Consider the following 23329-nt stretch of genomic DNA (forward strand, 5'->3'; position numbering starts at 1 on the left):
CATGCGCGTGACCACCGTGTTGTGCGTCGTCGCCGCGCTCGCCGTGGGCGCGGCCGGCGCCAAGTTCGCCATGAGCGGCGGCCTGCCGCAGCAGTGGTTCGGTTCGGCGCCGGCGCAATTGGCGGCGGACGATCCGCGCCACGCCACCGGCGACAAGCGCATCGTCATGCTCGCCGCGGAGTGGTGCGGGTACTGCGAAAAACTGCGCAAGGACTTCGAACTGGCCGACGTGCGCTACACCCTGATCGACGTCGACACCGAGCAGGGCCAGCGCGCGATGGCCGCGGTCGGCGCGCGCGGGGTGCCGGTCACCATCGTCGGCCAGGACATCGTCTACGGCTACCAACCCGATCGGATCAAGGACAAGCTCGCGCCGCTCGGCTATCGGCTGTGACCGCGCGCGTCCTGTTTACACACTCGCGGGCCCGCGCCCGCCCCAACGTTCACTAGCGAAGGAAACACCTCGATGAAGACTCCCGTCCGCGTTGCCGTCACCGGCGCTGCCGGCCAGATCGGCTACTCGCTGCTGTTCCGCATCGCCTCCGGCGAAATGCTCGGCAAGGACCAGCCGGTGATCCTGCAGCTGCTGGAGCTGCCGCTGGAGAAGGCCCAGGCCGCGCTCAAGGGCGTGATCATGGAGCTGGAAGACTGCGCGTTCCCGCTGCTGGCCGGCATCGTCGGCACCGACGACGCCGAAGTCGCGTTCAAGGACGCCGACATCGCCCTGCTGGTCGGCGCGCGTCCGCGCGGCCCGGGCATGGAGCGCAAGGACCTGCTGCTGGAAAACGCCAAGATCTTCACCGCCCAGGGCGCCGCGCTGAACAAGGTCGCTTCGCGCAACGTCAAGGTGCTGGTGGTCGGCAACCCGGCCAACACCAACGCCTACATCGCGATGAAGTCGGCGCCGGACCTGCCGGCGAAGAACTTCACCGCGATGCTGCGCCTGGACCACAACCGCGCGCTGAGCCAGCTCGCCGCCAAGGCCGGGGTGGCCGTGGGCGACATCGAGAACCTGATCGTGTGGGGCAACCACAGCCCGACCATGTACCCGGACTACCGCTTCGCCAAGGCCGGCGGCGCCTCGCTGAAGGACAAGATCGGCGACGCCGACTGGAACGCCAACACCTTCATCCCGCAGGTCGGCAAGCGCGGCGCGGCGATCATCGAAGCGCGCGGCCTGTCCTCGGCCGCCTCGGCCGCCAACGCCGCGATCGACCACATCCGCGACTGGGTGCTCGGCAGCGACGGCAAGTGGGTGACCATGGGCGTGCCGTCGGACGGCAGCTACGGCATCCCCGAAGGCGTGATGTACGGCGTGCCGGTGATCACCGCCAACGGCGAGTACACCCGCGTGGAAGGCCTGGAAGTCGACGAGTTCAGCCGCAAGGCCATGGACAAGACCCTGGCCGAGCTGGAAGAAGAGCGCGCCGGCGTCGCCCACCTGCTGGGCTGAGCGGTTCGCGGCATCGATGCATGAACGGGGCGGCTTCGGCCGCCCTGTTCGTTTTTGCGCTTCGCGGGGCTGCTTTTGTGGGAGGGACTTCAGTCCCGATGCTTTCCGCTCAGATCGCGGCGACCTGAGCGGAAAGCATCGGGACTGAAGTCCCTCCCACAAGAGCGAGCCCGGCGCCGGAGCGTCCCGGCCGCCCCGACCCGCGGCCGGAGCGTGTAGGATCGGACCCGCTTTCCACCGGGATCCCCCATGGCCGACGCCGCGCTGCGCATCCTCATCGCCGACGACCATCCGATGTTCCGGGCGGCGCTGCGCTATGCGCTGGGCGAGATCGCGCCGGGCGCGCACATCGTCGAGGTCGCCAGCCAAAGCGCGCTGGAAGCGGCGATCGGCAGCGGCGAGGCCTTCGACCTGGCCATGCTCGACCTGATGATGCCCGGCGCGATGGGCTTCTCTTCGCTGGTGTACGCGCGCGGCGAGCGGCCCGAGTTGCCGGTGGTGATCATTTCCTCGAACGAGCACCCGCGCACGATCCGCCGCGCGCAGCAGTTCGGCGCGTCCGGGTTCGTGCCCAAGTCGGCGCCGGCGGCGGTGCTGGCCGAAGCGGTCGGCGCGGTGCTGGCCGGCCGGGTCTGGTTCTCGCCGCAGCAGGCCGAGCGCGACGAAGGCGACGCGCAGTTGGCCGACCGGCTGGCGCAACTGACGCCGCAGCAGATGCGGGTGCTGCTGCGGCTGGCCGATGGGCTGCTCAACAAGCAGATCGCTTACGAGCTGTCGCTGGCGGAGAACACGGTGAAGATCCATGTCACCGCGATCCTGCGCAAGCTGGGCTGCCATTCGCGCACCCAGGCGGCGGTGCTGGTGAAGGGGCTGTCGCTGGAAGAGGACGGCGGCGAATTGCACGATGGGGTCGGCGGGTTGAGCTGACTGCGTTGCGGCATGCGTCGTGGATGCGCTGGCGCGGTCGCGGCTTGCGCCGCTCCTGCATAGGGATTGCATGCCGCGACGTAGCGTCGGATAAAACACGCCGTTGCGACGCCGCAACGTGGCGACTGTAGGAGCGGCGCGAGCCGCGACCGCGGAGTTTCAGGTCGCGCCGAAAACCCGATTCCGCCGACACCTCACTCGCCGCGCGCCAACAACCGCGACGCCAGCGCCCGCAGCGCCGCCGGCTTCAGCGGCTTGGGCAGGAAATGCCAATCGCGCTCGGCCGCGCGCGGCCGCAACGTCGGATCGACGTCGGCCGACATCAGCACCGCCGGCGGCAAGCGTTTCCACTGGGCTTCCAGCTGCGTGCCCAGTTCGAAGCCGGTGCTCTCGCCCAGGCGGTAGTCCAGCAGCAACAGTTCCGGCGGCGGTTGCGCGCCGGCGCGGGTCAGCGCCTCGGCGGCGCTGGCGGCGCCGCTGGCTTCGCAGCCCCAGTCGCCGAGCAGGCCCAGCGCGGCCTGGCGCGAATGCAGGTCGTCGTCGATCACCCACACCGTGCGGCCGCGCAGCGGCGAGTCGGGATCGGCGGTGGCCGCGGTTTGCGCCAACTGCGCCGACTGCGCCGCGTTCGCGGGCGCGGCGGCGGTCGGCTGGGCGACGCTCGCCGGAACGGCAGGCAAGCGCGCATACGGCGCCTCGACCGAGAACACGCTGCCGTGTCCCGGCCACGAGCGCACCGCGACGCGATGGCCGAGCAGGCGCGCGACCCGCCGCACGATCGCCAGGCCCAGGCCGGCGCCGCGCTGCGGCGCTTCCACGCCGGTGTCCAGGCGCTGGAATTCCTCGAAGATCAGCTCGCGCTTGTTCTCGGCGATGCCGGGCCCGCTGTCCCACACCTCGATGCGCACGCCTTCGCGCAAGCGCCGCGCGCCGAGCACGATGCGGCCCTCGCGCGGAGCGAACTGCATGGCGTTGGAGACGAAGTTCTGCACGATCCGCCGCAGCAGCACTTCGTCGCTGTCGACCCACGCGCGCGTAGGCAGCACGTGCAGGCGCAAGCCGCGCGATTCGGCGAGGATGCGGAACTGGCTGTCGATCGCGGCGAACACCCGCGCCAGCGGCAGCGCCGCGCGCCGCACTTCCAGCGCGCCCGATTCCAGCCGCGAGATGTCGAGCAGGCTGGAGAGGATGTCGTCCTGCGCCGCCAGCGCGGCCTCGATGTGGTCGGCGAGTTCGCGACCTTGCTCGTCGTCGACGCGCCGGCGCAGCGAGGACAGGTACATGCGCGCGGCATTCAGCGGCTGCAGCAGGTCGTGCACGGCGGCGGCGACGAAGCGGGTCTTGGAACGGTTCGCGCGCTCGGCCTCGCCCTTGGCCGCCTGCAGGTCGCTGGTGCGTTGTTCGATGCCGCGCTCCAGGCTGTCGGCCAGCGTGCGCAGGTCGCGCGCGGCCTGCTTGTAGGCGGTGATGTCGGCGTAGCTGGTGACGAAGCCGCCGTCGGGCATCGGATTGCCGCGAATCTCGATCACGGTGCCGTCGGGGCGCTCGCGTTCGTGCAGATACGGCTGGCCGCGCTGCAGGTGGTCGAGGCGGCGCCGGATCGCGTCTTCCGGATCGGCGCCGAGCAGGCCGCGGCGGGCGTTGAAGCGGATCAGGTCCTCGATCGGCCGTCCCACTTGCAGCAGCTCGGGCGGATAGCGGAACAGTTCGCCGTAGCGTTGGTTCCAGGCGACCAAGCGAAGCTGCGAATCGACCACGCTGACGCCTTGAGGCAGATGTTCCAGGCTTTGCCCTTCGCCCATGCTCGCCTGGCGCGCCGCGTGCACCAGCCCGTCCTGCGCGTTGCGCAGCGCTTCGGCGTGGTGTTCGACCATCTTCTCCAGCTCCTGCCGGCTGCGCAGGCGCAGCGCGGCGATGCGGTCGCGCTGGATCAGCAGCAGCGCCACCGCCACCGCCAGCAGCCAGGCGCCGGCGGCGACCGCGCGCGCGATCCAGGCGGCGCGGATGCTCGGGGTGACGTCGCGCAGCAGGTGCAGGGTCCAGTCCTCGCGCGCCAGGCGCATGGACTGCCACAGCATCGGCTCGCGCAGGCGCGGCTCGCGCCAGCGCACCACGCGCGCGCCGCCGTCGATCTCGCGCTGCACGTCGAACGCGACCGGGCGCAGGCGCTGGCTCTGGTACTGGCGGGTGTCGCGCAGTTCGCGCTGCCAGTCCGGCGGCAGCGGATGCAGCATGCGGTAGCGCCATTGCGGCTGCGCCGACAGGAACACCACGCCGTGGTTGTCGCTGAGCAGGACCACGTCGCCGCGCTCGCTCCAGTCCGAGCGTATGTCTTCGAGTTCGACCTTGACCGCGACCGCGCCGACCGCGCCGCCGCGTTCGTCGCGCACCGCGCGGGCGATGAAGTGGCCGGGCACGCCGGTGGTGACGCCGATGGCGTAGAACTCGCCGGCGCCGTGCGCCATCGCCAGCTGGAAGTAGGGGCGGAACGCGTAGGAGTAGCCGACGTTGCTGTTGGGCTGGTCCCAGTTGCTGGCGGCGATGCCGGTGCCGCTGCGGTCGATCAGGGTCAGGGTGCTGGTGCGGTTGGCGAAGTTGAGCTGGACCAGCCGCTCGTTGGCGCGCTGGCGCTGGAGGGTGTCGCCGGGGTTGGCCAGGGTCGCGCGCAACTGCGGGTCCAGCGACAGCACCGCCGGCATGATCCGGTAGCGGTCGATGTGCTGCTCGATCACCTGCGCGCGCTGCGCCAACAGCGCGCTGGCCTCGCCGGCCTGGCGCTGCAGCGCCTGCGAATAGGCGATGCGCCCGGCCACCAGCGCCGACAGCAGCATGCCGGCCAGGATCAGGACGATCCAGACGGCGGTGCGCAGTTGGCGGCGGCGGGTGTGGAGCATGGGAGGGGCTGGGGGGCGGGGACCGGGGACCCGGGACCGGGGACCGGGGACCGGGAGTGGGGCTTGGGATCTGGGATTCGCGCGAGGCTACTCGCACGAGAATGAGGATGCGGTGGAACCACGGTCGCCGATCGCGCCCCAACCGCGATCCGGTTCGTGCTTTTCGGGTCCCCGGTCCCGGGTCCCCGGTCCCGCTCCCACCATCAAAACTGCAACTGCGCCCGCAGCTCCACCGCATCCGGATCGGCCGAGAGCAGGCCCTTGTCCGCCTCCACGTGCACGTAATTGGCCTGGAACTTGAAGTGGCTGGTCAGGTACCAGTTGGCGCCGAGGGTCCAGTCGCGCTGCTTGCCGCCGGCGATGCCGCCGTCGTCGAGGTCGAGCTCGCCGTAGCGCGCCAGCAACTCGACCGCGCCGTAGCCGTGCGCGGGCTTGACGTTGCCGACGTTGTTGCCGGCGTACGGCCGGGTCTCGCCGGTGAGCACCCAGCTGCCGGTGAGGTAGTAACCGTCGGCGCTGAAGTCGCGCTGGCCGTTGTCGCGTTGCGCGGTCGCGCGCAGGTACTCGGCCTGGAGCGACCACCGCCCGTCGATCCACAAGGCCTCCAGGCCGTTGCGCACGATCTTGTCGGTGTCGCGCAGGCTGCCCGAATCGACCAGGCGGGTCGCGGTCAGGCCGTTGAGCGGGCGCGCGCGCAAACGCGCGGCGGGGCCGAAGTACGCGCCGCGGCCGTCGCGATAGCCGTGCGGGTTCTCGACCGAGCCGGTCAGGCCCAGGTGCACGACGCGGTCCTGCTCCTTGACCGGCGTCCACACCGCGCGCCCGGCGGCGGTGGTGCCGGGGTTGTCGCCCTGCAGGTCGTGGCCGAAGAAATATCCGGCGCCGAGCGCGTAGCGCGGGCGTTCCAGCGACCACTCCACGCCGGTGCGGCGGCCTTCGTAGATCGCCTGCGAAGCGGCCGACAATTCCAGCAGGCTGCCGGCGCGCGAGGCGGCGACGCTCTCCATGCTGACCGGGGTCTTGAAGTAGCCGATGCGGACCTTGCCGTAGTCGGCGCCGAACGCGGCCTTGGTCTCCAGGCGCACGGCCACGTCGAGCCAGAGCTTGGATTCGAAGTCGAACACCGCGGTGAAGTCGTAGACGTCCTTCTTCTTCAGGTTCACGCCGAACTCGCGCCGGCGGTAGTGGCCGTCGTCCTTGAGCCGGGTCGCGGCGGTGCCGTAGCCGTCGCCGTCGAAGTCGACCACGTCGTAAGCCCAGTTGGCGGTGGCGGAGATTTCGCTGCCGTCGCCGAAGCGGTGCTTGGTCGGCCAGTCGTCGAAGCTCGCGGCCGGCGCGGCCTGCGGCAGCGCGCACAAGGCCAGGGCGATGGGGGATGCGGCGAAGGCGAAACGGGCGTTGCGCATGGTCGGGCTCCAGGTCGTCGGCGCCGTCCTGGCAGCAGGGCTCCGTGCCGGGCGCACGCGCGCCCGGCAGGGGGAAGGGAAGGGAAGGGGGAAGGGAAGGGGAAGCGGCGGCGGCCCGCGTGGGTCGCCGCGGTCACGGCGCGGCGCTGCGCCCGGGCGGCGTCAGGCCTTCTCGCCGAGCGGACCGTGGTGGTCCGAAGGCAGGTCGGCGTCGAGTTCGGTCGCGCTCGGCGGATTCAGCAACTCGCGGTTGAGCTGGTCGCGGTCGAGCTCGTTCTCCCAGCGCGCCACCACCACCGTGGCGACGCCGTTGCCGATGATGTTGGTCAACGCGCGCGCCTCGCTCATGAAGCGGTCGATGCCCAGGATCAGCGCCAGCCCCGCGACCGGCACCGCCGGCACCACGTGCAAGGTCGCGGCCAGGGTGATGAAACCCGCGCCGGTGACGCCGGACGCGCCCTTGGAGGTCAGCATCGCCACCGCCAGCAGGGTGATTTCCTGGGTCAGGGTGAGCTCCACGCCGAGCGCCTGGGCGACGAAGATCGCCGCCATGGTCAGGTAGATGTTGGTGCCGTCGAGATTGAACGAATAACCGCTGGGCACGACCAGGCCGACCACCGGCTTGGAGCAGCCGAGCCGCTCGAGCTTGCGCATCAGCGGCACCAGCGCCGATTCCGACGACGACGTGCCCAGCACCAGCAGCAGTTCGTCGCGGATGTAGCGGATGAAGCGGATGATGCTGAAGCCGGTGAAGCGCGCGATCAGCCCCAGCACGATCAGCACGAACAGCGCGCAGGTCAGGTAGAAGCTGCCCATCAGCTTCATCAGCGGGCCGAGCGCGCCGACGCCGAATTCGCCGATGGTGAAGGCCATCGCCGCGCCGGCGCCGATCGGCGCGAGCTTCATGATCATGCTCATGATCCCGAAGAACACCTTCGACAGCGGCTCCAGCAGGTCCATGACCTTCTCGCCGGTCTTGCCCATGTGCAGCAGCGAGAAGCCGAACAGCACCGCCAGCAGCAGCACCTGCAGCAGGCTGCCGTCGCCGGTGAAGGCGTCGGTGAAGGTCTTGGGGATGATGTGCAGCAGGAAGTCGACCGTGCTCTGCTGCTCGGCCTTGTGCGCGTAGTCGGTGGCCTTGGCCACCAGCGCCGGGTCGAGCTTGGCCGGGTCGGCGTTGAAGCCGGCGCCGGGCTTGAGCGTGTTGACCACCACCAGGCCGATCACCAGGGCGATGGTGGAGACGACCTCGAAATACAGGATCGCCTTGACCCCGACCCGGCCGACCTTCTTGACGTCGGCCACGCCGGCGATGCCCAGCACCACGGTCAGGAAGATGATCGGGCCGATCAGCATCTTGATCAGGGCGATGAAGCCATCGCCGAGCGGCTTGAGCTTGACCCCGAACTCGGGGAAGAAATGCCCGATCAGGCCGCCGAGGATGATCGCGCCGACCACCCAGAGATAGAAGTGCGAGCCGGATTTTTTCATGAGGGGCACCGGGGCTTAGGAGTGAGCGGAGAGGAGTGAGGAGCGAGCGGCGGGGGTCAGTCGCGGTCGATAGTCGAGTGTTTGCGCGTATCGGGCATCAGCGCGTAGACCAGCAGCGAGCAGAAGATGCAGGCGCTGACGTACCAGAAGAAGCCGGTTTCCATGCCGATCTTCTTGAACCACAGCGCCACCGGCTCGGCGGTGCCGCCGAACAGGGCGACGGTCAGCGCATACGGCAGGCCGACGCCGAGCGCGCGGACTTCGACCGGGAACAGCTCGGCCTTCACCACCGCGTTGATCGCGGTATAGCCGCTGACCGCGCTGAGCAGGATCATGATCAGCCAGAACGCCTCCATCGGCGTCTGCGCGCCGCGGATCCAGTGCATCACCGGCACGGTCAGGATCGTGCCGAGCACGCCGAACGCGATCAGGATCGGGCGCCGGCCGATGCGGTCCGACAATGCGCCGACCAGCGGCTGCATCAGCATGTAGACGAACAAGGTCGCGGCGTTGATCAGCGACGCGGTCTCCTTGTCGAAACCGGTGCTGATGGTCAGGAACTTCAGCATGTAGTTGGTGTAGGTGTAGAACGCCAGCGTGCCGCCCATGGTCAGGCCGACCACGGTCAGCACCGCGCGCGGGTGCCGCATCAGCGTGCGCAGCGAACCTTCGCGCCTGGCCGGCGTATCGCTGTTCTTGAGCTTGGTGAACGACTCGGTTTCCTGCATGTTGCGGCGCAGGTACAGCGCGGTGATCGCGGCGATCGCGCCGATCCCGAACGGGATGCGCCAGCCCCACGACCTGAGCTGTTCTTCGCTCAGCACGAACTGCTGCAGCACGATCAACACCAGCAGCGCCAGCAGCTGGCCCAGGATCAGGGTCACGTACAGGAAGCTCGACCAGAAGCCGCGGTTCTCGCGCGAGGACATCTCGCTGAGATACGTGGCCGAACTGCCGTATTCGCCGCCGACGCTGAGCCCCTGCATCAGCCGCGCGGCCACCAGCAGGATCGGCGCGAACACGCCGATGGTGCCGTAGCCCGGGGTGAAGGTGATGATCAGCGAGCCGGCGCACATCAGCAATACCGACAGCATCAGCGCGGCGCGGCGGCCGTGGCGGTCGGCGTAGCGGCCGAACACCCAGCCGCCGAGCGGGCGCATCAGGAAGCCGACGGCGAAGATCGCGCCGGCGTTGAGCGCCTGCGAGATGCGGTCGCCGGACGGGAAGAACACGTGGGCGAAATAGAGCGAGAACGCGCTGTAGACGTACCAGTCGTAGTACTCGACCAGGTTGCCGACCGAGCCGGAGAAGATCGACTTCAGGCGTTGGCCCGGGGTCATGCCCGGGGCCGCGGCCGGTGCATCGGTGGTGGTGATGGCGCTCACATCGGCTCCTGTTGCGAAGATCGGGGTGGGAGCGCGTTCCGTGCAGTAGGACGTCGACGGCGCGCAAGGGCGTCCCCACACCCGGCGCCGATGGTGGGCGGCGGCGGGGAGAGGGCCAATAACACCTTAGGGTTAGGGACCGGGGCGGGCACGCCGCGCTGCCGCGAAACTGCCGATTCGCGCAGGAAAAAGGCCGCTTCATCAACCATCCGCGGCGGCTAGCCCATTGGTCTTAGCCGGCGCGGGCGGCGCCGGCGCCGGCGATGGCCGCCATCAGCGCGTCATCTGCATTGCCCATGCTTGCGCGGATTTTTGCCCCGCTCCCCCGGAGATCCGCAATGAAGCCGTACCCCTGCACCTTCGCCGCGCTCGCGCTGGCGATCGCCACCGCCCTGGCCGCCGCGCCCGTCCACGCCGCCGATGCGGCCGCCGGCGCCGCCGCCGACAGCGCCGACGCCACGGCCGCGGGCGAGGCCCGCGACGCCACCACGCTCGACGCGGTCTCGGTCATCGGCCTGGGCGAAACCCGCCAGGTGCAGCGGGTCAAACTGGCCGACATCGAGAAGACCGTCGCCGGCACCAGCCCGCAGAAGATCCTCAACAAGCTGCCGGGCATCTCGGTGCAGTCCAACGACGCTTACGGCGCCAACGAGGAATCGCAGACCATCAGCCTGCGCGGCTTCAACCAGCGCCTGCTCGGCTACACCCTCGACGGCATCCCGCTCGGCGACAACAGCTACGGCAACTACAACGGCCTAGGCATCAGCCGCGCGCTGATCGGCGAGAACCTCGCCGGCGCCGAACTGGCCGCGGGCATCGGCTCGCTCGGCACCGCCTCGACCAGCAACCTCGGCGGTACCTTGCAGTATTTCTCGGCCGATCCGGAGGCCGAGTTCGGCCTGCGCGTGGCCCAGACGTTCGGCAGCGACAGCACCCGCCGCACCTACGCGCGCCTGGACACCGGCGAGCACGGCGGTTTCTCGATGTACCTGTCCGGCTCGCTGCTCAGCGCCGACATGTGGTCGCGCCCGCACGACAACCAGGACCAGAACCAGGTCAACCTCAAGGCGCTGTACACCTTCGGCGACGGCAACCGCATCAGCGCTTTCGTCTCCAGCGCCGAAACCAGCCAGGCCAACTACGCCTATCTGTCCAAGGCGCTGCTCGCGCGCGGCGCGGACTGGGATTGGAACCTGTACAAGCCGGATTGGCAGCGCGCGCTCAGCGCCGCCTATTGCGCGCCCAAGCCGTGGCCGGCCAACAAGGCCGGCGACCGCCGCTGCAAGTTCGAATCGCCGGCGGCGACCATCGACGACGCCTACTACGCCAGCCGCGCGCTGCGCACCGACCACCTGGCCGCGCTGGCCGGCGAGTTCAATCTCGGCGAAGGCCTGCGCCTGAACGCGCAGACTTACTACCACGACGACCGCGGCCAGGGCCATTGGTGGTCGCCGGGCAACTGGTCGTACCCGAACACGGCCAAGGAAATCCCGATCTCGATCCGCAGCACCAACTACGGCATCAACCGCTACGGCGCGATGGCCTCGTTGAACTGGGAAGTCGGCATCCACCGCATCCAGGGCGGGTTCTGGTACGAGAGCAACCACCACGACGTGCAGCGCAATTTCTATTTCATCGACGGGCCGATCAACGACGACCGCTTCCTCAACGATCCCGACCGCCGCCTGTTCTTCCAGAAGTACCGCATCAACACCCGCCAGGCCTACCTGCAGGACACCATGAGCCTGCTCGACGGCCGCCTGACCGTGGACGTCGGCGCCAAGAGCACCCAGGTCGACATGCGCGCGACCCAGGTCCCGTCGAAGATGATGGAAGTGCCCAACGCGAGCGGCCGGCTGGAGACCAAGGACAGCTTCCTGCCGCAGCTGGGCGTCGGCTACAAGCTCGGCGAAGGCCGCGAACTGTTCGCCGCCTACACCGAGAACGTCGCCGCCTTCGTCGGCGGCGGCGCCGGCGGTCCGCTGGCGATCGGCCAGGCCGCGTTCGACGCGCAGAAAGCCGATCTGAAGCCGGAAGAGTCCAAGACCCTGGAGGCCGGTTATCGCCAGGTCGGCGAGACCTACCAGGCCTCGTTGAGCGTGTACAAGGTGCGCTTCGACAACCGCCTGCTGTCGCTGAACCCGTGTTCGAGCATCGAGGCCGGCACGCGTCCGGAGTGCATCACCAAGTTCTTCAACGTCGGTTCGGTAGACAGCTACGGCAGCGAGCTGGTGTTCATCTGGAAGCCGATCGACGGCTTGCAGTGGTACAACGCGCTGTCGTGGAACAAATCGACCTACCAGGACAACTATATCGACGGCGGCAAGGTCGTGCCGACCAGCGGCAAGCGCGTGGTCGACGTGCCCGACACCATGTTCTCCAGCGAGGTCAGCTACAGCCGCGGCCCGTGGCTGGCCAGCGTCAGCGGCAAGTACACCGGCAAGCGCTACTACACCTACCTCAACGACAACGGCTTCGGCGGCTACACCACCTTCGACGCGGCGCTGCGCTACACCTTCGACGCGATGGGCCCGCTGCGGCAGTGGTCGGTCTCGCTCAACGCCAGCAACCTCACCGACAAGCGCACCGCGAGCAACCTGACTGCGTTCAGCGCCTCGGACCCGCAGGGCAAGACCTACGCCTTCCACGCCAACGCGCCGCGGCAGTTGTTCCTGACCCTGGACGCGCGGTTCTGAGGAACGCACGGCCGCCGGATCGTTCCGGCGGCCGCGAGGTCCGACTGTAGGAGCGGCGCGAGCCGCGACCGCGACAACGCAACCACCGCGAAGGTTTCGGCGCAGTTGTGTCATCGCGGTCGCGGCTTGCGCCGCTCCTACAGGGGCGGCTGCTAAGCTGCGCCGATCTCACTGTCGCGCGGCCCATCCATGTTCCATCACCTCTCGCTCGGCGTGCGCGATCTCGCCCGTGCCGGCGCGTTCTACGATGCGGTCCTCGGCGCGCTCGGCTACCGCCGCGTGTTCGACGGCGACGAGTCGATCGGTTACGGGCTCGTCGACAACCAGGACCTGTTGCTGTTGAACCTCACGCCCGCAGCCGCCGCGCCCGGCGACGGGACCCATCTCGCGTTCGCCGCCGCCTCGCGCGCCGAGGTCGATGCGTTCCACCGCGGCGGACTCGCCGGCGGCGGCCGCGACAACGGCGCGCCGGGCCTGCGTCCGGATTACGGCGCGCACTATTACGCATGCTTCCTGATCGATCCCGACGGCCACCGCGTCGAAGCGGTGATCAACGCGCCGGCGTCGAGCTGAAGACAGGATTCGCGTAGCGCCCGCGGCGCGCGCGGTTCAGCGCGCGCCGCGCGCGGCGTCCTGCGCCAGCGCGCGTTCCAGCGCCTGCGCATCGCGCACCACCACATGGCGGTAGCGCAGCGCGATCCAGCCGCGCTGCTCCCAGGCCTTGAGCTGCTTGCTCACGCTCTGGCGGGTCGCGCCGAGCATGTTGGCGAGGTCGTCCTGCGGCAGCGGCAGGTCGATCAGCCGGCCTTCCTCGCGCTCGACCCCATACACCCGCGCCAGTTCCAGCAGGCGCTTGCCCAGGCGCGCGGCCAGCGGCAGGGTCAGCGCGTCTTCGACGTAGTCCAGCGCGGTGCGCAGCTTGCGGCACAGCAGCCGGGTGAAGCCGCGGTACAGCTCGGGGTGTTGCTCCAGCAGCGCCAGGAAGCGCGTGCGCGGCAGCAGCAGGATCTCGCTGTCGCCGACCGCGCGCGCGTCCTGCGGTCGCGGTTCGCCGTCGAACATCGACACTTCGCCGAACCAGCTGCCGGGCTCGAACTGCACGATCAGCATCTCGCGCCCGCCCGCGGTCGGCACGCTCAGGCGGATGCGCCCGGACACCACGCCGTACAGCCCCTCGGCCGCGTCGCCGCGCGCGTACAGCAGCTCGCCGTCGCGCAGGCGCCGGCGCACCGACATCGCCTGCAGGTGCGCGACCACCTCGGGCGAGAGGTCGCGCAGCCACGGATCGGCGGGCAGGGGCGCGGGCTCGGTCATGCGCGGCGGGGGCGGGGCGGACGGGCAGGCATGCGCACGATTGTGGCCCAGTGCCGCGCCGGTGTCCGCCCGTGCGCGCAAGCTGGGGGCGCAGCGGCTAGGATCGCTCGGGTCGGCCGCGGATCGGTCGCCGCCGCCCGCGCCGCGGACATCCACCGAAGGAGGGATTCGTGCAGGACAGCGTACTGCTCAAGATCGGCCTGCCGCTGGCGATCGCCATCATCATGTGCGGCATCGGCCTGACCCTGCGCGGCGAGGATTTCCGCCAGATCCTGCGGCGGCCGCGGCCGGTCGCGGTCGGCCTGGTCGGCCACTACCTGCTGCTGCCGTTGCTGGGCTTCGCCACCGCCTGGTGGGTGACGCGCGCCGGCGGCCCGGGCGCGGTCGAGTTCGCGGTCGGCTTCGTGCTGGTCGCCGCCTGCCCCAGCGGCAGCAGCTCCAACGCGCTGACCTACCTGGCCCGCGGCAACGTCGCCCTGGCGGTGACCTTGACTGTGATCAGCGCGCTGGCGACCTTCCTCAGCGTGCCCTTGTTGGTCGACCTGGCCTTGCACTGGTTCGGCGGCGAAACCCGCGGCATCCGCCTGCCGTTCGCGCAGACCGTGCTGCATCTGGCCGCGTTGGTGCTGGCGCCGGTGCTGTCCGGCATGGCCCTGCGCCGGTTCGCGCCGGCGTTCGCGCTGCGGGTGGAGCCGTGGGTCAGCCGCTTCGCGCTCGGCCTGTTGTTGCTGCTGATCGTGGCGATCTGCATCACCCAGCGCGAAGTGCTGACCCGTAGCCTGGGCGAACTCGGCCCGGCGGCGCTGGCGATGGGTGCGACGGCGATCGGCGGCGGTTTCCTGCTCGGCCGCATCGCCCGGCTCGGGCTGCGCGATTCGATCACGGTCGGCATGGAAGTCGGGGTGCAGAACAGCACCCTGGCGATCGTGATCGCGCTGACCCTGCTGCAGTCGCCGGCGATCGCGGTGCCGGCGGCGGTGTACGGCTTGCTGATGTACCTGCCGGCGTTCGCGGCGGCGTGGCTGGGCCGGCGCGCGGTGGCGCGGGCCGAGGGCGGCTGACGGCGGCGGCGCGGCGCCGTCGCTGCGCCTATCGAGACCGCAACGCGGGCGTGGCGCAAACCCACGCATCGAAATCCGTCCGTTTCTCGCCCGGCGTGCCAGCGCGTGCGGGTTCGCGAAAGCGCCGACCGGCGGCGCGCGATGGCTGGCCGTCGGCTCCGATTCCCGGCGTTGTCCCCACCTGCAGGCACTCGCGCCTGCTTCGGAGCATTCGACCAAGGGAGGGAAACGGCATGACCAATCTCACACCGAACGCGGGGCCGCACGATGCGGCCTTCGACGCCCCGCATGTCTGCGCAGGCTGCGACAACGCCGAAGCGGCGGCGCATGCGGCCGGCGCCGGCAGCGGCCCCGGCAAGCCCACAGTCAATCGATGGGAGCCGACCTCGCACCACTCCAGCCGCAACGGCCAGGACATCGACCACATCGTGGTCCACTACACCACCTCGCGGAACATCGAGGGCACGATCAGCCACTTCAAGCACGGCTCCCCGCAGACCTCGGCGCACTACCTCATCGGCCGCGACGGCGCGCTGGTGCAGATGGTCGGCGACGGCGAGCGCGCCTGGCACGCCGGCAATGCGCTGATGAACGCGCGCTCGATCGGGATCGAGCACGTGGCCGCGGTCGGCGACCGCATCGCCGAGCAGCAGGCGCGCACTTCGGCGGCGCTGATCGGCTGGCTGATGCGCGAGTACGAGATCCCCAAGTCGCAGGTCATCCCGCACATCTGCGTGCCGCGCAACACCGATTGCTGCGGCGATTTGTTCGCCGGGTTCGGCGGTGGGGTCAAGGCCGGTGCCGAGGCCCAACGAAAGGCCCTGCACGCCTGGATGAGTTCGATGGGCTTGTGACCTGGAGAGCGGTCGCGCGCGCCGGCGGACAGGCCGGCGCGCGCGGGACGAGCGTTGGGCACCAACCGCTCGGCGCACATCAATCAACGCCAGTCGGTCAGCACCAATCGCTCAACGCCAGTCGATCTGCCCGCGCACCACGTTGCTGACCCGGCCGCCCGACCAGACCTCGCCGTCGGCGTCCACGCGCAGTTGCAGGCGCGCGTCGAAACCGACCTCGCGGCCCTGGCTGACGGTGTAGCGGCCGTCGCGCCCGGGCAGGGCGTCGTTGTGCTTGAGCCACGCGGCGAGCGTGGCGTTGGCCGCGCCGGAGGCGGCGTCCTCGAACTGCGCCGGCGCGCCGACGAAGGCGCGCACCACCAGGTCGTAGTCCTGGCCGGCGTCGGCGCGCGCGAACGCGCACAGGCCCATGCTTTCGGTGCTTTCGGCGAGGCCGCCGATCGCCGCCCAATCGGGCTGGGCGGCGCGCAGCGCGGCTTCATCGCGCAGCTGCGCCAGCCACCAGCGGCGGCCGCCGTCCATCAGCGCCGGCGGCAGCGCGCCCAACGGCAGCCCGCGCAGGGCCGCGGCCAGGCGCGGGTCGGCGGCAGCGGCGGTCTCGACCACGCGCGCGCGCGGCGTGCGCACGGCGATCGTGCGCGCCTCGCCTTCGCCGGACACCGACAGCGGCAGCAGGCCGGCCACGCCTTCCTGCACCAGCACGCCGTCGACCGGCGCGGCCAGGCCGGCCTCCAGCACCACGCAGGCGGTGCCGACGCTGGGATGGCCGGCGAAGGGCACTTCGCGGCGCGGGCTGAACATGCGGATGCGGTAGCTCGCGCCGGGCTGGGTCGGGGCGAACACGAAGGTGGTCTCCGGCAGCCGGGTCCAGCGGGCGATGGCCTGCATCGCGGCATCGTCGAGGCCTTCGGCGTCGAGGACCACGGCCAGCGGATTGCCGGCGCCGGGGCGGTCGGCGAAGACGTCCAGTTGCAGATAGCGGCGTTGCGTCATTTCCAGGGAAGTTCCGTGAGGCCCGTGCGGGTGGCGAGCGGCACGTGGCGTGGGGCGGGGCCGAAGGCGGGAAGAGGGGTTGGAAAGAGAGCGTTTCGGCAGGTTGGCGAAAGACTTGCGCGCCGGGCGTTCGGCGACGGTCGGGTTGGACTAGAATCGCTGGTTCGTGCCCGGCTGCCGGGCCGGCGCCGCAGCGACGCGGGCGCCGGCCGCAAGGCGCGTAATTCTAGGCACGCCAGACCCGCAAGTGTGGAATCCCGCCGCGTCCGTTCATCGGCCGCCGCGGGCGGATCGACCTGCCCCGGCCGCCGCGCCGGGCCCATCACAGTGGAACCGACAACCGAGGAAAACGTGGAGACGCAACAGACAGGCTGGGTGGTGCTCAAGTTCGGCGGTACTTCGGTATCCCGCCGCAACCGTTGGGACACGATCGGACGCCTGGCTGGGAAACGTCTGCGCGAAGACGGCCGCCGCGTGCTGGTGGTGGTCTCCGCGCTGTCGGGCGTCACCAACGAGTTGCAGGCCATCGCCTACGCGCCGGCCGGCGACGACGGCGGCATCCCCGCGCGCTTCGCCGGACTGGTCGAGCGCCACCGCACGTTCTGCGCCGAGCTCGGCCTGGATCCCGACACGGTGCTCGGCGAGCGCCTGGCGACACTGGTTGCGCTGGAAACCGATCCGCGCGCGGCGGTCCGCGCGCTGGACTGGCAGGCCGAAGTGTTGGGGCAGGGCGAACTGCTGTCGTCGACCCTGGGCGCGGCCTACCTGAGTTCGCAGGGCCACGACTTCGGTTGGTGCGACGCGCGCGAGTGGCTCGACGCGGTCTCGCTGCCCAACGCCAGCGAATGGGCGCAGCGCCTGTCGGTGAACTGCCGCCACCACGCCGAGCCGGGCTTCGTCGAGCGCTTCAGCGCGCAGCCGACGCGGATGCTGATCACCCAGGGCTTCATCGCCCGCCACGGCGACGGCGGCACCGCGATCCTCGGCCGCGGCGGCTCGGACACCTCCGCCGCGTACTTTGGCGCGCTGCTGAAGGCGCAGCGGGTGGAGATCTGGACCGACGTGCCGGGCATGTTCAGCGCCAATCCGCGCGAAGTCCCCGACGCGCGCCTGCTGGCGCGGCTGGACTACGCCGAAGCGCAGGAAATCGCCACCACCGGCGCCAAGGTCCTGCACCCGCGTTCGATCGCGCCGTGCCGCGACGCCGGCGTGCCGATGGCGATCCTCGACACCGAGCGCTTCGACCTGCCGGGCACCCGCATCGACGCCAGCGCCGCCACGGTGCCGGGCGTGAAAGCGATCAGCCGCCGCAACGGCATCGTGCTGGTGTCGATGGAAAGCATCGGCATGTGGCAGCAGGTCGGCTTCCTCGCCGACGTGTTCGAGCGCTTCAAGCGCCACGGGCTTTCCATCGACCTGATCGGTTCGTCGGAAACCAACGTCACCGTGTCGCTGGACCCGAGCGAGAACCTGGTCAACAGCAACGTGCTCGAAGCGCTGTCGGCCGACCTGGCCGAGGTGTGCCGGGTCAAGGTGATCGCGCCGTGCGCGGCGATCACCCTGGTCGGCCGCGGCATGCGTTCGCTGCTGCACCGGCTGTCGGACATCTGGGCCGCGTTCGGGCGCGAGCGCGTGCACCTGATCTCGCAGTCGTCCAACGACTTGAACCTGACCTTCGTCATCGACGAAGCCGACGCCGACGGCCTGCTGCCGCACCTGCACCACGAACTGATCCGCAGCGGCGCGATGCCGGTGCGCGACGACAGCGTGTTCGGCCCGAGCTGGCGCGAGATCGCCGACGGCAAGCCGCAGCGCGCCGCGCCGTGGTGGCAGGCGCAGCGTCCGCGCCTGCTGGCGATGGCCGCGGCCGGCACCCCGCGTTACGTCTACGATCTGGCGACCGTGCGCGAACGCGCCCGCGCGCTGATCGGCACCGCGGCGGTCGACCGCTGCTTCTACGCGATGAAGGCCAACTCGCATCCGGCGGTGCTGCGCGCCGTCGTCGGCGAAGGCTTCGGCCTGGAGTGCGTGTCGCTGGCCGAGATCGAACGGGTGTTCCAGGCGATCCCGCACATGGCGCCCGAGCGGGTGCTGTTCACCCCGAGCTTCGCCCCGCGCCACGAGTACGAGGCGGCGCTCAAGCGCGGCGTGATCGTCACCCTCGACAACGTCGAGGCGCTCAAGCGCTGGCCGGAAACGTTCCGCGGCCGCACCCTGTGGCTGCGCCTGGATCTGGGCCACGGCGAGGGCCACCACGAAAAAGTCCGCACCGGCGGCGTCGCGGCCAAGTTCGGCCTGCCGCTGGCGCGCTTCGACGCCTTCGTCGACGAGGCGCGCAAGCTCGGCGCGCGCATCAGCGGCCTGCACGCGCATTTGGGCAGCGGCATCGACGATCCGCAGCACTGGCGCGGCGTCTACGCCAGCCTGGCCGGGCTGGCCGACAGCGTCGGCACGATCGAGACCATCGACATCGGCGGCGGCCTGCCGGTCGCCTACACGCCGGAAGCGCGCGAGTTCGACCTGGGCGCCTGGCGCGCCGGGCTGGACGAGATCAAGGCCGCGTATCCGCGCTACGGCCTGATCGTCGAGCCGGGCCGCTACCTGGTCGCCGAGAGCGGCGTGCTGCTGCTGTCGGTGACCCAGGTGGTGGAGAAGGACGGCGTGCGCCGGATCGGTTGCGACGCCGGCATGAACGCGCTGATGCGCCCGGCCATGTACGAGGCCTACCACGGCATCCACAACCTCGGCCGCTTCGACGACGCCGACACCGCCGCCTTCGACGTGGTCGGCCCGGTGTGCGAGAGCAGCGACGTGCTCGGCCGCGCGCGCCTGCTGCCCAAGGCGACCGAGGAGGGCGACACGATCCTGGTCGCCGACGCCGGCGCCTACGGCATGGCCATGGCCAACAGCTACAACCTGCGCGCGCTGCCGGTCGAGGAGGTGCTCGGATGAACGCCGTTCCCGCCCTCGTGGCCATGCCCCATCCGCCGTGCGCGGCCGTTTCGATTCCGAGAGTGAACCTGTGAGCGAGCAATTCCAACGCGACGCCGTGCGCGCCTTCCGTTTCGTGCGCTGCGGCCTGGACGCCGCGACCGGCGTGGCCGAACTGGTCTACGCCTTCGACGACGGCCCGGAGCTGGTCGAAACCGTCACCGTGCCCGGCGCGCCGTTCGCGCTCGACGGCGCGCGCGCGCAGGCGGTCGAACGCATGCTGCGGTTGCTGCACCTGATCGCCGGCGTGAGCTACTACAAGGCGGCGGTGCCGGAACAGATCCGCATCGATTCCTACGCCGTCGACGCCGACACCGCGGCGCTGCTGGAGCTGATCTACGTCAACGGCCTGGGCGAGTTCGCTTATCGCAACGGCTTGAACCTGCACGGCAAGATCACGTTCCCGGTGGCCGCCGCTGCCGATCCGGCGGCGCCGGCGCTGGGCTTGAGCGAACACGCACTGGTCGCCATCGGCGGCGGCAAGGACTCGCTGGTCAGCATCGAAGCGCTGCGCGCGCTCGATGTCGAGCAGACCGTGACCTGGATCGGCGGCTCGCAGCTGATCGCCGCCTGCGCCGCGCGCACCGGCCTGGACACGCTCAACCTCGGCCGCGCGCTGGCGCCGCAGCTGTTCGAATACAACCGCCAGGGCGCGTACAACGGCCACATCCCGGTGACCGTGGTGAACTCGGCGATCATGGCCCTGGCCGCGCTGCTGCGCGGCGTCGACCAGGTGGTGTTCTCCAACGAGCGCTCGGCCAGCTACGGCAGCATGATCGAGGGCACCGGCGAGGTGAACCACCAGTGGTCGAAGGGCTGGGATTGCGAGCGCGCGTTCGGCGAGTATTTGCAGACGCACGTGGCCGCGGACTTGCGCTACTACTCGTTGCTGCGGCCGCTGAGCGAGCTGGCGGTGGCGCGGCAGTTCGCGCGCGGGGATCGCTACGACGCGCATTTCAGCAGCTGCAACCGCAATTTCCACATTCTCGGCGAGCGGCCGGCGAGCCGCTGGTGCGGGGTGTGCCCCAAATGCCACTTCGTGTTCCTGGCGCTGGCGCCGTTCATGACCAAGCCCCGCTTGGTGTCGATCTTCGGCCGCAACCTGCTCGACGATCCGGCCCAGACCGACGGTTTCGACGCGCTGCTGGAGTACCGCAACCACAAGCCGTTCGAATGCGTCGGCGAAGGCCGCGAGTCGCGCGCGGCGATGGCGGCGCTGGCCGAGCGCGCCGAATGGCGCGAGGACGCGCTGGTCGAGCGCTTCGCGCGCGAGATCCGGCCGCAACTGGCCGGCGAGGAACTGCGCATCGAGCCGCTGCTGGCGCTGGAAGGCGAACACCGCGTGCCGCCCGCGCTGTGGGAGCGTCTGCGTGCGTATCTCGCAGCTTGACGGCAAGCGCGTCGCGCTGTGGGGCTGGGGGCGCGAAGGTCGCGCCGCCTACCGCGCGATCCGCGCGCGCCTGCCGTCGCTGGCGCTGACGCTGTTCTGTTCGGTCGATGAGGCCGCCGACGCGCGCGGCCTGCACGACCCGTGGCTGACGATAGAAACCCAGGCCAGCGCCGAGCGCCTCGGCGGGTTCGACTGGATCGTCAAATCGCCGGGCATCAGCCCGTATCGCGCCGAAGCCGTGGCCGCGGCGGAGCAGGGCGCGCGTTTCATCGGCGGCACCGCGCTGTGGTTCGGCGAGCATGCCGCCGCGCGCGACGGCGGCCGCACGCTCTGCGTCACCGGCACCAAGGGCAAGAGCACCACGACCTCGCTGCTGGCGCACCTGCTGCGCGCCGGCGGCCACCGCACCGCGCTGGCCGGCAACATCGGCCTGCCGCTGCTGGAAGCGCTGGACCCGCCGCAGCCGCCCGAGTTCTGGGCGATCGAACTGTCGAGCTACCAGACCGGCGACGTCGCCCTCGGCGGCGCGCGCCCGGACGTGGCGGTGGCGCTGAACCTGTATCCCGAACACCTGGACTGGCACGGTTCGCAGGCGCGCTACGTCGAGGACAAGCTGCGCCTGCTGACCGACGCCCGGCCGCGCATCGCCGTGCTCAACGCCACCGATCCGGTGCTGTCGGCGTTGTCGCTGCCCGACAGCGAGATCCGCTGGTTCGGCGACGCGACCGGTTGGCACCTGCGCGGCGACGCGCTGTGGCGCGGCGAGCGCGAAGTCATGGACACCGCCTCGCTGCCGCTGCCGGGCCGGCACAACCGCGGCAATCTGTGCGCGGTGCTGACCGCGATCGAGGCGCTCGGCCTCGACGCCGAAGCGCTGGCGCCGGCCGCGGCGAGCTTCAAGCCGCTGCCGAACCGCCTGCAGCCCATCGGCGAACGCGACGGCATCGGCTACGTCAACGATTCGATCAGCACCACGCCGCACGCGACCTTGGCGGCGTTGGACTGCTACTCGGGCAAGCGCATCGCACTGTTGGTCGGCGGCCACGACCGCGGCATCGACTGGCACGGTTTCGCGCAGGCGATGCGCACGCGCGCGCCGCTGGCCATCGTCACCATGGGCGAGAACGGCCCGCGCATCCACGCCTTGCTCGCCGCGGTGGCGGGCGAGGGCGGTTTCGCCTTGAGCGCGGCGCGCGATCTCGCCGAGGCGATGGCCCAGGCCCGCGCCGCGCTCGGCGCGCAAGGCGGCGTGGTGCTGCTGTCGCCGGGCGCGCCGAGCTTCGGCCCGTATCGCGACTACGTCGCCCGCGGCCGCCATTTCGCCGAACTGGCCGGGTTCGACCCGGACGCCATCAGCGCCATCGCGGGCATCGGCATCGCTTGAGAGCGAGAAGTGAGCGCAGAGAAGTGAGGAGTGAGCAAAGGCAGCTTTTGCTCGCTCCTCACTTCTCTGCGCTCACTTCCAGACTTCACGCTTCCGCCACTGCGGCGCGCTAGTCTGCGCCGACGCCCATCCAGGAGCCCCGCCATGCGCCGTCCCGTCGCCGTCCTGCTGCTCGCCCTGTGCGCCACGCCCGCCTTCGCCGCGATCAAGTCCAGGCCGGTGGAATGGAAGATCGGCGAAGAGGTCTTCAGCGGGGTGTTGGTCTACGACGACGTCAACGCGATCAAGCGTCCCGGCCTGGTGCTGGTGCCCAACTGGATGGGCGTGACCGACAACGCGATCGAACGCGCCGGCGAGATCGCCGGCGACGACTACGTGGTGCTGGTCGCCGACATGTACGGCAAGGGCGTGCGGCCGAAGAACAAGGACGAAGCCAAGGCCGCGGTCGGCAAGGTCTATGCCGACGGCGGCGTGACCCTGCGCAAGCGCGCGACCGCGGCGTTGGCGGCGCTCAAGGCGCAGGACAAGACCGCGCCGCTGGACGCCGCGCGGATCGGCGCGCTGGGTTTCTGCTTCGGCGGTTCCAGCGTGCTGGAGCTGGCGCGCACCGGCGTCAACCTCGCCGGCGTCGCCAGCTTCCACGGCGGGCTCAAGGCGCACCTGCCGGGCAACGGGGTCAAGATCAACACGCCGGTGCTGGTGCTCAACGGCGCCGCCGACAAGTCGGTGCCGAACGAGGACATCGTCGCCTTCGAACGGGAAATGGACGAAGGCGGCGCCGACTGGCAACTGGTGAACTACAGCGGCGCGCGGCACTGCTTCGCCGAATCGGAGAACGCCGGCAACCCGCCGGAAGACAACTGCCGTTACGACGCGCGCGCGGCCAAGCGCTCGTTCGCGGCGATGCGCGCGTTCTTCGTCGAGCGCTTCGGCGTGCGCGAGTGAATCGCAGCGCGCAAGCGCGCGATCTGCCCGACGACGGGACGGATCGCGCGCATAAACGCGGCTGCGCGATCTGCCTGTAGGAGCGGCGCGAGCCGCGACCGCGATAAAGCACCTGCGGCGCAGGTTTCAGCGTAGTTGCGTTGTC

At 70.4% G+C, this 23329-nt stretch carries 17 protein-coding genes; 11 read left to right on the forward strand and 6 right to left on the reverse strand.

Annotated features, from left to right (window positions below; all coding sequences use genetic code 11):
- Position 1 precedes the first annotated feature (1 nt).
- From RDV84_RS14195 to RDV84_RS14205, 3 genes are all read left to right on the forward strand, one after another.
- Positions 2-394: a glutaredoxin family protein gene (locus RDV84_RS14195; protein WP_309150704.1), complete on the forward strand. Its 393-nt coding sequence runs from the start codon at positions 2-4 to the stop codon at positions 392-394.
- Positions 395-466: 72 nt separating this feature from the next.
- Positions 467-1453 (forward strand): malate dehydrogenase, encoded by a 987-nt coding sequence (locus tag RDV84_RS14200; RefSeq protein ID WP_309150705.1) that lies wholly within the window; start codon positions 467-469, stop codon positions 1451-1453.
- 249 nt (positions 1454-1702) lie between these two features.
- Entirely contained in the window at positions 1703-2380 is a 678-nt protein-coding gene (locus tag RDV84_RS14205; RefSeq protein ID WP_057948516.1) for a LuxR C-terminal-related transcriptional regulator, read from the forward strand.
- A gap of 194 nt (positions 2381-2574) precedes the next feature.
- Here the strand turns inward: RDV84_RS14205 and RDV84_RS14210 are convergent, their stop codons facing one another.
- The 4 genes from RDV84_RS14210 to RDV84_RS14225 form a co-directional block, all read right to left on the reverse strand.
- Complete coding sequence (locus RDV84_RS14210; RefSeq protein WP_309150706.1) at positions 2575-5274, reverse strand: hybrid sensor histidine kinase/response regulator; 2700 nt, start codon at positions 5272-5274, stop codon at positions 2575-2577.
- 203 nt (positions 5275-5477) lie between these two features.
- Positions 5478-6680 (reverse strand): OprO/OprP family phosphate-selective porin, encoded by a 1203-nt coding sequence (locus RDV84_RS14215; RefSeq protein ID WP_309150707.1) that lies wholly within the window; start codon positions 6678-6680, stop codon positions 5478-5480.
- Between the two features lie 162 nt (positions 6681-6842).
- Entirely contained in the window at positions 6843-8171 is a 1329-nt protein-coding gene (locus RDV84_RS14220) for a dicarboxylate/amino acid:cation symporter (protein WP_250449454.1), read from the reverse strand.
- Positions 8172-8227: 56 nt separating this feature from the next.
- A complete protein-coding gene (locus tag RDV84_RS14225; protein ID WP_241833816.1) occupies positions 8228-9556 on the reverse strand; it encodes an MFS transporter in 1329 nt (442 codons plus the stop codon).
- Positions 9557-9894: 338 nt separating this feature from the next.
- Here RDV84_RS14225 and RDV84_RS14230 point away from each other — a divergent pair, with 338 nt between their 5' ends.
- Together RDV84_RS14230 and RDV84_RS14235 are read left to right on the forward strand one after the other, a co-directional pair.
- A complete protein-coding gene (locus tag RDV84_RS14230; protein ID WP_309150708.1) occupies positions 9895-12252 on the forward strand; it encodes a TonB-dependent receptor in 2358 nt (785 codons plus the stop codon).
- A 189-nt stretch (positions 12253-12441) separates the two neighbouring features.
- A complete protein-coding gene (locus RDV84_RS14235; RefSeq protein WP_309150709.1) occupies positions 12442-12825 on the forward strand; it encodes a VOC family protein in 384 nt (127 codons plus the stop codon).
- A gap of 36 nt (positions 12826-12861) precedes the next feature.
- Here RDV84_RS14235 and RDV84_RS14240 read toward each other — a convergent pair whose 3' ends face one another.
- The gene (locus RDV84_RS14240; protein WP_057948511.1) at positions 12862-13566 is read right to left on the reverse strand and encodes a Crp/Fnr family transcriptional regulator; all 705 of its coding nucleotides are present in this window, start codon (positions 13564-13566) and stop codon (positions 12862-12864) included.
- A 170-nt stretch (positions 13567-13736) separates the two neighbouring features.
- Between RDV84_RS14240 and RDV84_RS14245 the strand changes: the two genes are divergently transcribed.
- Both RDV84_RS14245 and RDV84_RS14250 read left to right on the forward strand, forming a co-directional pair.
- Positions 13737-14627: a bile acid:sodium symporter family protein gene (locus RDV84_RS14245; protein WP_309150710.1), complete on the forward strand. Its 891-nt coding sequence runs from the start codon at positions 13737-13739 to the stop codon at positions 14625-14627.
- 233 nt (positions 14628-14860) lie between these two features.
- Entirely contained in the window at positions 14861-15481 is a 621-nt protein-coding gene (locus RDV84_RS14250; RefSeq protein ID WP_057948509.1) for an N-acetylmuramoyl-L-alanine amidase, read from the forward strand.
- Positions 15482-15592: 111 nt separating this feature from the next.
- Here RDV84_RS14250 and RDV84_RS14255 read toward each other — a convergent pair whose 3' ends face one another.
- A complete protein-coding gene (locus RDV84_RS14255) occupies positions 15593-16474 on the reverse strand; it encodes a PhzF family phenazine biosynthesis protein (RefSeq protein ID WP_309150711.1) in 882 nt (293 codons plus the stop codon).
- A gap of 351 nt (positions 16475-16825) precedes the next feature.
- On the opposite strand from RDV84_RS14255, the gene RDV84_RS14260 reads away from it, so the two are divergent.
- From RDV84_RS14260 to RDV84_RS14275, 4 genes are all read left to right on the forward strand, one after another.
- Positions 16826-19426 carry a bifunctional aspartate kinase/diaminopimelate decarboxylase gene (locus RDV84_RS14260; RefSeq protein WP_309150712.1) on the forward strand — a complete coding sequence of 867 codons (2601 nt, stop codon included), beginning with the start codon at positions 16826-16828 and terminating at the stop codon, positions 19424-19426.
- A 70-nt stretch (positions 19427-19496) separates the two neighbouring features.
- Entirely contained in the window at positions 19497-20855 is a 1359-nt protein-coding gene (murL, locus tag RDV84_RS14265; protein WP_309150713.1) for a UDP-N-acetyl-alpha-D-muramoyl-L-alanyl-L-glutamate epimerase, read from the forward strand.
- On the forward strand, positions 20836-22239 hold the full coding sequence (gene murD / locus RDV84_RS14270) for a UDP-N-acetylmuramoyl-L-alanine--D-glutamate ligase (RefSeq protein ID WP_309150714.1): 1404 nt from the start codon (positions 20836-20838) through the stop codon (positions 22237-22239). Before murL ends, murD begins: the two co-directional genes overlap by 20 nt.
- A 144-nt stretch (positions 22240-22383) precedes the next feature.
- A complete protein-coding gene (locus RDV84_RS14275) occupies positions 22384-23184 on the forward strand; it encodes a dienelactone hydrolase family protein (protein WP_250449465.1) in 801 nt (266 codons plus the stop codon).
- The last annotated feature ends 145 nt before the right edge of the window (positions 23185-23329 follow it).

It is taken from the genome of Lysobacter yananisis (genome assembly GCF_031199375.1).
In the GTDB taxonomy this organism is placed as follows: domain Bacteria; phylum Pseudomonadota; class Gammaproteobacteria; order Xanthomonadales; family Xanthomonadaceae; genus Lysobacter; species Lysobacter yananisis.